Source organism: Pseudomonas sp. GW821-FHT02H06 (genome assembly GCF_059421525.1).
The window spans coordinates 72,583-84,858 of sequence record NZ_JBWKVD010000003.1 but is presented as its reverse complement, the minus strand read 5'-3'; the positions used below and the strand labels follow the sequence as shown (position 1 = coordinate 84,858).

Here is a 12,276-nt window from a genome sequence, read left to right as displayed (position 1 = left end):
CGGGATGGGGGAGGGGGCGCTTTGAATCTAAGGGCGCCATTTGAACCTGGTGGTTTGGTTCTCTTCGGGTGGCAGCCGTTTAGGAGTGATCCCGGTGAATGACTATGTTGAGCCCTTCTTGCTCATATGGGGGCACGAAGTAGCTAGTGATCAGATCGAACTCAGCGTCAGTCGCTGCGAAGTCATGCTCGCCGCGTTGGTTTCTGAGGTGCAGTCGGGCTCGGCAGGTTTCGTCGTCGACGTCGAGGAAGTGAAGGCTGTGAGAGGCCTGGGCGGTATCTGCCAGACTGCGCAACCAGTGGCGGTCTGCGGGAGTGTTGGCGGGGAAATCAAGAACCACACTGATCCCGGCTTTTAGCATGTCGATGACCAAGGGGCCTACGACTTCTCTGAGTCTTCTTGAGAGTGTTACGTAGTCTGCGACCGAGTGGATCTGGTCTGGATAGAGTCTTGAGAGCCAATGGTCTTCGGTTAGCAGGATCGCTGCGTGGTCACGCTGTAGAGAGTTCGCCAGCGTTGATTTCCCGGATGCGATCTTGCCGCACAGGAGGTGGAGGGTGGGCTTGGCCATAGTGCCGCGTCCTTATGTCGACGCACGATGATGCCTGTGGATTCATGCTAGGACAATGAGGGGCTGTGTCGACTGAGGCCCTGTCATTTGGTTCTGGAACGCGCAAACAAAAAAGGCCTACCTTTCGGTGCGTCTCATTGCTGAATCTGGTGGTACCAGGAGTCGAATGAAACACATAACTTTTTGATAAATAGCAATTTTTAGTTTTTCCATCACATCGTCTACCCCTATTACTATCCCTGATAAGGAGCAAAAAAACATTGCTGTTACTACGGGTGGGTGAATTTCTGCGACGTTTCTTTGCGTCCTGTCACTGACCCTATGTCATCTAGCAAAAAAAGTACGAGAGAAGGATCTTGTGAATTCTCAAAATGGTGGTAAGATTTTCTTACTAGCGGTAAGAATTTTATGGGGGTCTATATGAATGCTGACTTTGTGCGGGAAAAGCTCGTAGAGGTTCTTCAGCTCATCCAAGCCACAAGCGGGCTTGATTGTCCAAAGCTGGAAGGTACGACGAAGCCAACGGAAGCACTAGCTGAGTTTGACAGTAAAATTTGGCCGGTCGCTATCGGCATACTTGCATCGAAGCTTGATATTTCGATTGCCGATGACGTGAATATTTTCGCCCAGGAGAAAAGTTGTATCGCTCTGACTATAGATGAAACTGTGGCAGTAGTGATGAAGCTTGCTGAGGAGCAGTCTGCAGAGATTGTTAAGCAGGTTAAATTGAAATGATGGATACGCAGCAGTCAAAGCGCGCTCTAATCGCAGATCGATTGCGGGAGGCCAGAAAAATGGCGGGCTTGTCGCAAGGGCAAGTCGCCAAATTGCTTAACATGCACAGGCCAACTGTATCTGAGATTGAAGCAGGTAATCGTAAGGTGTCTGCAGAAGAGTTAGGAGCGTTCGCCGAAACCTATGATGTAACTGTTCCGTGGCTGATGGGGGAGACACCTGACCAGCTAGACATTGATGATCCTCGCCTGCAGCTCGCGGCAAGAGAACTGAGCAAACTTAAATCTGAGGATTTAGATAAATTGCTTAGGCTTTTAGCTTCGATGAGGGATTCAGATGATAAAGCGGGAGACGCCGGATGAGTGCAGAGACAGGGCAAAAAAAATCGTCTACCGTACAGGCATTGGCAATGAAAGGTATGCAGGCATCTATTACTGCGAGAACTAAAGCAGGAATCGACCTAAAAAGTCCTATATGCATATATGACCTTTGTGAAAAATTAAAAGTAATAGTGCGCTTCAATGACATAAACATGGAAGGCATGTACGACCGAGAGCCAAAACCAAGAATTCACCTCTCATCCTTGAGGCCTCTAGCTCGCAGAGCGTTTACATGTGCGCATGAGCTTGGGCACCATATCTTTGGGCACGGTTCAACGATAGACGAGCTTAATGATAGCCAGTTGAGTAGTGCAAGCCGTCCACCAGAAGAAGTACTTGCAGATGCCTTCGGAGCATTTGTTCTGATGCCGACACTGGGGGTAAAAGAAGCATTTCATTTAAGAAACTTAGATCCTAATAAAGCTAGTCCTTTGGAGCTTTTTGCCATCGCATGTAGTTTTGGGGTGGGACAAGCAACACTTGTCAATCACTTAGCTTATGCGCTGAAATTGATAAACCCGGTTCGACGAGATCAATTGGGAAAAGTTACTCCTAAAGCAATCAGATCAGAAATAATGGGCGAAGTAGTATCTGAGCCTCTTACAATCGTGGATCACCATTGGCTTTCCCCGACGCTCGACATGGAAGAGGGTGCACTCGTTTTGTTACCGGCCGGGGTAGCATTAGATATCACCGTGTTGATGCCAGAGAAGGAACTCGCGAGTGGTAGGCTATTCAGAGCAACGAAAACTGGTATCACGAGAGTAGTACTTCCGGGTACATCTTGGGCGCTTTATGTAAGGGTGTCTCGCAAAAGATATGTTGGCTTAGCTCGGTTTCGCCATTTGGAGGATGCATCTGATGACTAAACGAATTGCTGTTGTGGACGGACCATTACTGATAAATGAGGGTAGCCTTTCAAAAGCTTGGGCCAAAGCCATCCTGCATGTAATTGGGCATACCGGTCATGAGATCGCACCTTTAGTACTAAGCTTCACTGGTTTCGATGAAACGGGTAAAGCGAACGAGCATGCTGGCGTAAGAGCTGCTCTGGATCAGTTGTTGAGGGCGAATGATCACAGATCTGTGTCTGATGTAGCTCATACTATTTTTCCACAGCGTATTTGGCAAATCGCGCAGGGTAATCGATCCTACTTTTACTCGTTGTATAAAGATGTGTTCCCCAGGTATCGAGCGATGAATGCAAAGGGGAATCGACGCGGTCTGTATTTTGAACGACTTATAGATTACAAGCGCGGTCCAAATGACGGCAATCAGTTGGAATGGATACTCTCTCAGTATAATGGCAGAGCTGGAGTGAGGAGGTCGATGTTTCAAGCCAGCATATTCGATCCTGAGAGAGACCATATAGCGGATGCACAGCTTCAGTTTCCATGCATGCAACAAATCAGCTTTGAGCCTACTAAAGATGGATTGGTTGTAAATGCTTTCTATGCAACGCAGCAGTTATTTGTCAAAGCGTATGGCAACTATTTGGGTATTGCTCAGCTAGGTGCGTTTATGGCTAATGAAATGAATATGAAGTTAAGTCGAGTAAATGTCATTGTCGGTGTGGCTAAGCTCGAGAGAATAACAAAGACCAATGAAGCGTTAGATCCGTTAATAGCGGAATGTGAGAAATGTATTGAGGGCGAACTATTAGAATTTGATGTGAGAGCTTCTGAAGTCGGAGCTGTGGCGTGAAGAAGGGGGAAAACGTTCGGTTGGACTTCGGTCCGGAAAAAGAAGCTAGTATTTCTGTACCGTCGAAAAAAGTGATTTCTCATCTGCTACCAATAAAAATAACAGAGGCATATGATACATATTGGAAATTTGCAGTTGAAAGACAGAATATTTTCTTTCGACGTTTAGAAGGTAGTCCCAAACCTTGGACAGAAGACCCTATTTTATCTGTTCATAAATTTACCAATGCGTATCGTGCATCCGATAGAGTAAGTCAATACTTAATAAGAAATGTTATCTATAGAAAGGATCTTCCGAATTCTGTAAATGAAGTTTTTTTTAGGGTGATGCTTTTTAAGATTTTCAACAAAATTGAAACCTGGCAGCTTTTAGAAAATGCCTTTGGTTTGATAACGTATGAGGATTACAGTTTTAATTCTTACGACCGTATTTTGAGTCAGGCGATGGCTTCTGGGAGGCGTATATACTCGGCCGCATATATTATGCCTCCGGGAAGTTCAGCTTTTGGGCATTCGGCGAAACATCAAAATCACCTGAAGTTATTAGAAATGATGATGTCCGATGAGTTGGCAAGTAAGCTTGCGAGCTTAAAAAAAATGCAGCCAGCCTTCGAACTTTTTAAAGGCTACCCTACGATTGGGGATTTTCTTGCCTATCAGTTTGTTACGGATGTCAACTACAGCAAAATAACTGATTTTACAGAGATGGATTTTGTTATACCTGGACCCGGCGCCCGAGACGGATTACGGAAGTGTTTTGAATACACGGCAGGACTCAATGAGGCTGAGTTGATCCGGCTAATGGTTGATAATCAAGAGCTTGAGTTTGAAAGATTGGGTCTAGAATTTAACTCTTTATGGGGAAGGCGATTGCAGTTAATTGATTGCCAGAACCTTTTTTGTGAAGTGGATAAGTATTCTCGAGTTGCTCATCCAGATATCAGTGGGATATCGGGGAGAACTAAGATCAAGCAGAAATTTACTCCAACAGGTCCTATAGAGTTTCCTTGGTATCCTCCAAAATGGAAGTTGAACAACAAAATTGCTGAAGATGCTGTGGCTCGCCACGGAGTTGATATTAAAGAGCTGTCTGAAGATGAAGAGTTTCGCCAAACCAAAATGATACTGTAGGAGCGTTTTATGAAACTTAATGCTTATCAGCAACAAGCGCAATTCACTGATCAAGTAGCTCTGCGAGATAATAGTGCACTTGATTCGAATGTTATTGTACCGCTTCTCGGTCTTGCTGGTGAGACTGGTGAGTTATTAAGTGAATATAAAAAGCATCTAAGGGATGGTAAGGCACACTTGCTATTCAAGGATCGGGTAGCTGAAGAGCTGGGGGACTTGCTTTGGTATGTTGCGAACGTCGCAGAAAAATTTGATCTTAAACTCGAAGAAATTGCTCAAAAAAACTTGCACAAAACTTTGGGCCGCTGGGGGGCGCCAGGTTCACTTTTGACTAATTTTGATTCTGGGTATGAACATGGTGAAAGCTTTCCTAGAAAATTTGAAGTCGAGCTTCGCGAAGTCTCCGCTGAGGGTGGCACTAAGATTCGTACTTTTATTGATGGGGTAAAAATCGGCGATGATTTAACTGATAATGCTGATGACGCTGACGGATACAGATTTCATGATGTCTTCCACTTGAGTTATGTTGCGATTCTTGGATGGTCTCCTGTGATTCGTAAACTGCTTGGACGGAAACGGAAGAGCGTTTCAAAGGTAGATGAAGTGCAAGATGGAGGGCGGGCTCAGGTTATTGATGAGGCCGTTGCTGCGTTGGTTTTCGATTATGCTAAGGAACATAATTGGCTTGAAGGAGTGGGTGATATTGACTACAAGTTGCTTCGCACTATTAAAGGTATTACTTCTCTGTTGGAAGTAAAACAACGGACGATGGGGGAGTGGCAGAGAGCTATCTTAACTGGATTTGATGTTTGGAGAAAGGTCTTGGCTAACTCCGGCGGCTTGATTGTTGTGGATCTAGATAGTAAGTTGTTGAGCTACGTTGAGGCTGATAAGTGATTGATTGTTAATTCGAATTCAAAGGAATGTCCGATGAAGATGCCAATGGCGGCAGGTCATCTAAAAGGTCACGGTGTCGATATAGTAGACATTGATCGTTTTTCAGTATTGCTAAATGCTGAATTCGAACCTTTTCTTAATCGATATTTTACAAGTATTGAATTGAATTCGATAATTGGAAGCTCTTCTCGTTTAGAAAAATTGGCTGGAAAATTTGCTGTAAAGGAATCCGTATTAAAAGCTCTGGGAGTAGGGTGGGGTAATGGAATCTCATTCGTAGATGTGGAAGTTTATAATCACGACAGCGGCGCTCCCGCCGTCAGGCTTTTCAGGCAGTTAGCGGAGCTAGAGACTGAAATGAATATCACGGGATGGCTCGTAAGCTGTACTCATACAAGGACTATCTCTATGGCTAGTGTTGTAGCTGTAGGAGCAAATCCTTAGTATGGATTTTAATTAACTTAGCGCTATGTGTTATTTATATTATTCGAGTTGGCGATTTCAGATATTGATGGGTATTTTTACTCCAGCGTAGTGCGGCATATCCAGCTATCAGGCGGTGCCCTATCCAGCGAGTATCTACTATTGAGATAGTCCCTGGAGCGCTGGCAAGGAGTAATAAGCCCATAAATTTTATCCACTCGTCCTGGGTGAGTAACTTTTCGCCATATCCGTGATATGAACGTCCACTTTCATAAATATTAAACTTTAGGTTTGAGTGTTTTTCAATCCAACTCAAGTCCTCTTCGGATGGTTTGGTTGGTTGAGAAAAGTCGATCATTGGTATATGCAGTTTTTTGTTCTTGCTTATTAGTTCGGAGTGTAATGCTAGCTCGGAGCCGCTAGGTAAAGCTTCGAGTTGTCTATTAAGCCAGTCTGGTGTTAACTCTTTAGCTCTAATGGGGATTATTATGCGCGCATCGTCTACCTGCTGTGGGCAATACTGATAAATTGACACGTGTGCGGTCCACTCCCCCTTCAGTTCATTAAGCCAAAGGGGTGTCATTTCAATTGGATGTGACTCCAGGATGGAACTCATATGTTGTTTGCTCCGCCGCCGTATAAGCGCCGATATGTTACTATTGCAAAATCATCCGTCATTCCTGACAAGTAATCCACAATTAAGTGCGCTCTTGCTGTCCATTCAAGTAGTTCGAATCGCTTTCTTGAATGTTTAGTTTTCCGTATTTCAAGCAACGTATGCTCGTATACTTTTATATGCTTGCGAGGTAGAAAACTTTGTAGCGTTGAGGCTAATGCCGAGCCTGTAGTCTTGGGTTGTACTTTCTTGATTAAAAGCTGTTCTGCATCATGACTAGATAGGTCAAGTAAAAGGCCAAATCTATCTAGGATGCCGGTAATTACTTGAAAGCCGACAAGCTCTCTTTCCCTGATGACGGCACTGGAATATAGATATTCTTTCGAGAACTTTCTGATGATATCTAGCAAAGCTTTAGCAGCTTTTGATTTATCAAGAAGTGAGAAATATTCACCCGCCTCTATTTTAGCATGATGTCTTATATATAGCTGGCATGAACGGTCAACCAAAACATTTGTCACAGTGGTTCGGAAAGAGGTAAACCATGCAGGATCTTCGGAGTGTTCCAGTGGCAATGAGTTGAGAATTTCCATTGCAATTCTATTTTTATTGAGCTTTCCTAAGCCGGTCCGTAACGCAAATACAACATCATAGCATCTGACAATGTTCTTTTCTAATGCATCCTCAATGTCGCTTAAGCAATACGATATGTCATCCGCAGCTTCCATTATGTATGATAACGGATGCCTGGACATCGTCTTCATATTTAATTTACTTTGTAGTTCTGAGAGTATTTTTTTCTCGCTATGGAATACTCCTGATTTTTTTACAGGTTTACCATTTTGGACCTCGCCAATACGTTCTGGGGTCCATGGGTACTTTAGTGTTGCAGATAATTGTGAGTAAGTTAGATTGTAGCCAAATTCATCTTTGTTCCATTGCAACCTTGTTGCCATCCGGAAACCTTGAGGGTTGCCGTCAAAATATGTAAAGTCCTGGTACAGTTGTGTGAATTCAGAATGATAATATTTAGCGAATTTTTCTTTGTGTTTTTCGATTCTTGCAGCAAACCACTCTTGGATTGACGCCTCTCCGAAGTGCCCAAACGGTGGGTTTCCCAAGTCGTGCATCAAGCATGAAACTTCGACAAACGAGATGAAGGCGTTGGTTCTATAAAGGGTCTCTATGCTATTTTGTTCTCCGAGCATTCCTTTTTCGAATAGCTGCTCTGAAATCTTTTCCGCTAGGTAACGTCCAATTGATGCTACCTCTAGGGAGTGTGTAAGTCTCGTTCGTACCGATGCGTTCCACTCTTGTGGAAAGGCTTGGGTTTTAGATTGAAGCCTGCGAAATGCTGCAGAAAATAATACTCGCCCCCGGTCACTCGCTGCCTGCATCGCGAGATTTCTACCAGAAGGGCCAGCAGAGTCGCGTCTGCGAATATCTGTAAGCATAGAGAGATAAAACTGAGATATTCCTGATTCGCTCATGACAATCCTTATCTGATATTCGCTGACGAGCCTTGCCACTGCTAAGTCGGTTTTGGGAGCTAGCCCCAAAGGTGGCCTTTGAGTTCACCTTATCCGTTTGATTTCAAGGACACAAAGGTTTCCGGGGGCTCATCTGTGGGTAATCGCCGTTGCCGTATTGTCTTGCCCGATGAGGTTAGCTCGGGTCTTTCTCAAAAAATGCTTCCATGATTCGTATTTCTGAATCCGCCTGCTGCTGATGCAAGCCGTCAGCGAATAATAGTACTGAGTGGAGGCGGACTTTTCCTGGAGAAATACCTCTAGAAACCAAAGGACGTGTTTCATCTGCCAGCTCCATGGCGTTTTGCGTCGCCAGCGCTGCTCGATGGCCATCTGCACTACTTGCGCTTGCCTGACGTGGCGACGTTGAGAGGCGGGGGCGCCTTTCAGGGTACAGCTCAGAAACAGCTCCATATCGAATACCTTACTCATGCTCGGCCACCAATGTAAGCCGACGCCACGTCGATACGACCGTGTCTCAGCTCATAGCCGATTTGTGCTCGGGCCTCCTGATCGAGGTGATGATCAAGTTGGTAGCAATTGCCACCGTTGATGGGCGCAGGATGCTGGGTGATTTGCTCATAGCGTTCGCACGCATAGGTCGCCCGCAATTCGTGGAAGCCCTTAAAGTTGTGCGTATGGAGAATCTCCCGTGCGGGGCGAACGATTACCTGTTGGAAATCGAGGTAGCGTTCATTTGCTGCAAGCAGATTGCGGCTACCATCAGGCGAGACTTGAAGGGCGAATGCCAGAGCGTCGTGGATGTGCTCATCCACCGTTATCCATCGAGGGGCCGAGGCTCCCGAGCGGCCACCTTTGGTGCCGTCTTGGATGTTGATCCTCCCGAGTTGCTCGGCTTCCCGTTGCAATCGAGGAAGGTCGGCCAAAATGGCCTCGCGCAAGCGAATTCCGGCGGCTCGCGCCAAGTACACGATGGCGGCAGCGCGTTGCATTTGGTGTTCGGAGAGTACGTCGACGATCCGTTTCACATGTTCGCGGTCTTGGCCTTGCGGCACCGATTGACGAACACTGATGCGCCGCATTCCCAACGCCTTGCTTGGACTCACGACCTTCACATACTGATCACCGCGAAGCGCGGCCATGGTCCGGTTCACGCTGGACAATCGGTTTTGCGCGGTGGCGATGCCTAGAGCGCTTTGTTCGACTTGCTGACGCAGATATCCGGCGTATTCCAGCAAGGTCTGCCGATCAATTTGCCGTGCATCGTTAAATCCTGGTCCATCCTCCGACCGACACCAACGAACAAACGCCTGCCAGCGATCACTGTGCGCTTTGACCGTGCCGTAATGTCCGCAGCCAAATAGATCTTTGAGCGCTTGCGGCCCGGCATAGCTCATTCGCCGGCCATAGCCAAAATTCCGCCCATCTCGTTTACCCACCAACGCCATGACCAAACTCCTCTCGTAGCCAAGCCCTTTCAAGCCTTTCCCCACGTCATCCCGCCAAGAGTGTTGAGTGTTATCAGGGATCAAGGCCCCTGCGACCTGTGAGGGTTGTCCACTAACGCGGGACTGGCGGCTTTTTACGACTGGGAGGTGGGCATCTCATGATCTGGCCTCCTGAACACTTCCGAGGAAGTGGGCGGGTGGTGGCTGCATTGGCTGACGAGACCAGCGCCGCGAGATCCTGAGCTAGGTAAAAGCAGCTATGCGATGACCAGGGCATGCCTGACTGTCAGTCAGGTGCAGTCCACTCCCTGGGCTGCGGGACCATCATCTGCGTCGCTGTTGCTGGTGACTTCGGTGTTTGTCACGCCGATTGTCACGAGGGGGAATGCCGCAAAGCCGTTTACGAGTTGGGCTGCAGCAGCGGTAGGAGCGCCCGTCTCTTTCCGCGAGAAAGAGACGGGCGCAGGTTGGCGCAAGGAAATGCCTACGGGAATAGATCGCAGCAGGGCAGCTACAAAGACGAACCCCCCACCTTGGCGATCGACACCTCAATCAACGCCCGCGCCGCATCAAGCTGATGCACCACCGAGCGCGCCAACGGGCGGAATTCCAGCGTGCAGTTATCTGCGACTTCGTAGGCGGTGGCTGCGGCGCAGGCGAGGTATTCGGAGACGGTGAGCAATGCGTCCTCAACTCTGACGCCGGGCTTGACCGAGAACAGGCTCAGGTTGCCGAGGTTGGCGTTGGTGCAGGGTGATTGTGGGGCGGGTGTTTCGGGTGGGTGAGGGGTGGATCTAATCATGGTGTCTCTCCTGACTTGGATGAGACCGACACCGTTCGCGACTAAACGAATAGGTGGCGGCTGTACGCGGGTTAGTCGACCGGGAAGTCAGGCACCCGGCGCACCCGAAGGTGCCCCTCGTACAGCCACCATAAAAGAACAGAACCGATGTCGATGACAGCGGCTCAGGTTATGGGGCGTTACGCGCCTGACGTGTTCGGGCGACTAAACCCGGTCGTTGTTTGCAACGACACGCGGGAAGGTAGTCGCCGGATCAGACACGTTCAAGCGGTCGAGAGGATATCGCTTAATTTCAGAAGCGTCCTACGGGATTTCGGACTTTTTGTGGGGGTTGGGCGGCGAGGTAGGACGGTAGTGCGGCGGAGTGCGCTTTCGCGGGGATTGGCGGTGTGGCATTTGGCACAAACAAAAAAGGCCCACCTTTCGGTGAGCCTTTTTGCTAAGTCTGGTGCCGGCACCAGGAGTCGAACCCGGGACCTACTGATTACAAGTCAGTTGCTCTACCAACTGAGCTATACCGGCGTTGTGGGCGCTGATTATAGGGATTTGATCTGGCGAGTAAAGCCCTAATTTCAGTTTTTTCGCCGCCCTTATGCCGGAAGGTGATTACCGTTATTCACAATCCGCACAAGCCGAAGGCGACGATCGGTCAGATTCAGGAACCATTCTCAATCGTTCGCAAGCTACTGTTTTAGCGCCAATTTTACGCTGGCCAAAAAATGAACAAATGGTTACATCCCCTCCAGCGCAGGATTTCCGGGCGTTGGCTGAAATTTCATCAACAGACTTATCCACAGGTTCGGGCGTCAAAAAATGCTCACCGTCGTTCGGCGAGAACCAGCAGATTGCGTGGGGTGACGTGGCTGTCGCAGAAGGTGCCGATCTGCACGTCGTACCCGCACTCAGTCAGATAAAGAGCTCGGTCGAGGATGAGCCATATTTCCAGGGGCCGGCGGAAGAGGTTGCGCAGCATTTCGAGGTTTCGCACTTCGGCAAGACGCGCCCAGCCCGCGGCTTCAAGGGCGGTCCAGTCTTGAGTGCCGGGCGAGGGCAGTTGTTTGAGTTCAGCCAGGTCGCGGCAATAGTCGGCGAAGGGTTTGTCGAGCCAGGCGCTGGGCAGCGAAGGCGTTGGCAGGTAGTCGTCGACGCCGCGTAGCTGTCGCTGCAGCAGGTCGAAGCCGAGGCGTCGGGCCATGGAGGTGTCGCGTTGGCGGCGTACGCGGGCGCCGGCGGTGACGGTTTCGCTGAGGGGCAGGCCGAGGTCGTCGATGGAGAGCGTAAGCGCGGACGCTTTGCCCAGCTGGGAGATCGGCACGTATTGCTCGCCTTCGATGCGGTTGTAGCAGCAGGGCGCAATGGCCAGTTGTTGGCAGCGCGCGTCGCTGGCGAGGTGCATGAGACGCACATGAAGGTCGCCGCAGGCGTGGAGGGCGACGGGCGTGTGATGCGCTTCGAGGCGCGCGCCGGCGTCGTCGGCCATGACGTCTTGATGCAGATGGTTCGCGGTGATGCCCAGTTTGCCGCTGAGTTGCCGTCCTGCTTCAACCAGTTGCGCATCGTGTTCCAGGCAGGTTAGGGCTTGGCCACCATGGGCGAGGCGCCGACCCAGGTGGCCTTTGCCAGAGCACCAATCAAGCCAGTGAGTTGGCTGCCGCTGAAAGCTCAAGCTGCTGGTGAAGGCTTCGATCTGTTGCCACTTGCGGCCGGGTACGTCGACGCTCATGCGCGATGACACGGCTTCCAGGCTAGCGAGCGGCAGGGCGTCGATCTCGCTTAATGCCGTCGACTCTAAAGCCAGCTGAATAAAGGGCTTTGGCGCATCAAGCTGTTCGGGGTGGTTGTGTGCAGCTTCTGCCTCTTCCAGGGAACGTTGTCGCAGCCAGCGGGACAGCTCCGGGTGCTGCGATTCCCACGGTAGATGGCGATGGGTGAAGGGGCGCGGGCGCCATAGGGCCTGATGCTCGAGCAGGAAGGCATCAAGCGCCGCGAATCGGGATTGGAGTTGCGGGGGTGTGAGTGGCATTGGTTTATGGCAGTTGAGCAATGATGTGCAGCATACGGTGATTCAGGGGCAGGGCGG

Annotated in this window: 14 protein-coding genes and 1 tRNA gene; 7 read left to right on the top strand and 8 right to left on the bottom strand. The window is 49.2% G+C overall.

The annotated features are described in order from the left end of the window. Positions 1–79: 79 nt before the first annotated feature. Entirely contained in the window at positions 80–571 is a 492-nt protein-coding gene (locus AC07VF_RS06365) for a P-loop nucleotide/nucleoside kinase family protein (protein WP_495008408.1), read from the bottom strand. Between the two features lie 420 nt (positions 572–991). Here AC07VF_RS06365 and AC07VF_RS06360 point away from each other — a divergent pair, with 420 nt between their 5' ends. The 7 genes from AC07VF_RS06360 to acpS are packed head-to-tail and all read left to right on the top strand — an operon-like array spanning position 992 to position 5,861. Next, positions 992–1,306: a hypothetical protein gene (locus AC07VF_RS06360; protein ID WP_495008409.1), complete on the top strand. Its 315-nt coding sequence runs from the start codon at positions 992–994 to the stop codon at positions 1,304–1,306. Beyond that, positions 1,303–1,668, top strand: a complete 366-nt coding sequence (locus tag AC07VF_RS06355; protein ID WP_495008410.1) for a helix-turn-helix domain-containing protein — start codon at positions 1,303–1,305, stop codon at positions 1,666–1,668. Before AC07VF_RS06360 ends, AC07VF_RS06355 begins: the two co-directional genes overlap by 4 nt. Continuing rightward, entirely contained in the window at positions 1,665–2,555 is an 891-nt protein-coding gene (locus AC07VF_RS06350) for an ImmA/IrrE family metallo-endopeptidase (RefSeq protein ID WP_495008411.1), read from the top strand. Before AC07VF_RS06355 ends, AC07VF_RS06350 begins: the two co-directional genes overlap by 4 nt. Next, positions 2,548–3,390, top strand: coding sequence for a hypothetical protein (locus AC07VF_RS06345; protein WP_495008412.1), 843 nt, complete (start codon positions 2,548–2,550; stop codon positions 3,388–3,390). Before AC07VF_RS06350 ends, AC07VF_RS06345 begins: the two co-directional genes overlap by 8 nt. Continuing rightward, positions 3,387–4,520 (top strand): nucleotide kinase domain-containing protein, encoded by a 1,134-nt coding sequence (locus tag AC07VF_RS06340; protein ID WP_495008413.1) that lies wholly within the window; start codon positions 3,387–3,389, stop codon positions 4,518–4,520. The genes AC07VF_RS06345 and AC07VF_RS06340 overlap by 4 nt, the downstream gene beginning before the upstream one ends. A 9-nt stretch (positions 4,521–4,529) precedes the next feature. Beyond that, a complete protein-coding gene (locus tag AC07VF_RS06335; protein ID WP_495008414.1) occupies positions 4,530–5,417 on the top strand; it encodes a nucleoside triphosphate pyrophosphohydrolase family protein in 888 nt (295 codons plus the stop codon). Positions 5,418–5,450: 33 nt separating this feature from the next. After that, entirely contained in the window at positions 5,451–5,861 is a 411-nt protein-coding gene (gene acpS / locus AC07VF_RS06330) for a holo-ACP synthase (RefSeq protein WP_169868570.1), read from the top strand. A 34-nt stretch (positions 5,862–5,895) separates the two neighbouring features. Here the strand turns inward: acpS and AC07VF_RS06325 are convergent, their stop codons facing one another. From AC07VF_RS06325 to AC07VF_RS06295, 7 genes are all read right to left on the bottom strand, one after another. Continuing rightward, a complete protein-coding gene (locus tag AC07VF_RS06325) occupies positions 5,896–6,456 on the bottom strand; it encodes a primase 1D-like protein (protein ID WP_169868569.1) in 561 nt (186 codons plus the stop codon). Continuing rightward, positions 6,453–7,946 carry a dGTPase gene (gene dgt, locus AC07VF_RS06320; protein ID WP_495008415.1) on the bottom strand — a complete coding sequence of 498 codons (1,494 nt, stop codon included), beginning with the start codon at positions 7,944–7,946 and terminating at the stop codon, positions 6,453–6,455. Before dgt ends, AC07VF_RS06325 begins: the two co-directional genes overlap by 4 nt. Before the next feature lie 129 nt (positions 7,947–8,075). Further along, positions 8,076–8,417: a hypothetical protein gene (locus AC07VF_RS06315; protein WP_495008416.1), complete on the bottom strand. Its 342-nt coding sequence runs from the start codon at positions 8,415–8,417 to the stop codon at positions 8,076–8,078. After that, positions 8,414–9,394 (bottom strand): integrase domain-containing protein, encoded by a 981-nt coding sequence (locus AC07VF_RS06310; protein WP_495008417.1) that lies wholly within the window; start codon positions 9,392–9,394, stop codon positions 8,414–8,416. The genes AC07VF_RS06315 and AC07VF_RS06310 overlap by 4 nt, the downstream gene beginning before the upstream one ends. 511 nt (positions 9,395–9,905) lie before the next feature. Further along, positions 9,906–10,196 carry a DUF6124 family protein gene (locus AC07VF_RS06305; protein ID WP_495008418.1) on the bottom strand — a complete coding sequence of 97 codons (291 nt, stop codon included), beginning with the start codon at positions 10,194–10,196 and terminating at the stop codon, positions 9,906–9,908. A gap of 446 nt (positions 10,197–10,642) precedes the next feature. After that, positions 10,643–10,718 (bottom strand) — tRNA-Thr (locus tag AC07VF_RS06300). A 295-nt stretch (positions 10,719–11,013) separates the two neighbouring features. Then, positions 11,014–12,219, bottom strand: coding sequence for a methyltransferase (locus AC07VF_RS06295; protein ID WP_495008419.1), 1,206 nt, complete (start codon positions 12,217–12,219; stop codon positions 11,014–11,016). Positions 12,220–12,276: the final 57 nt, after the last annotated feature.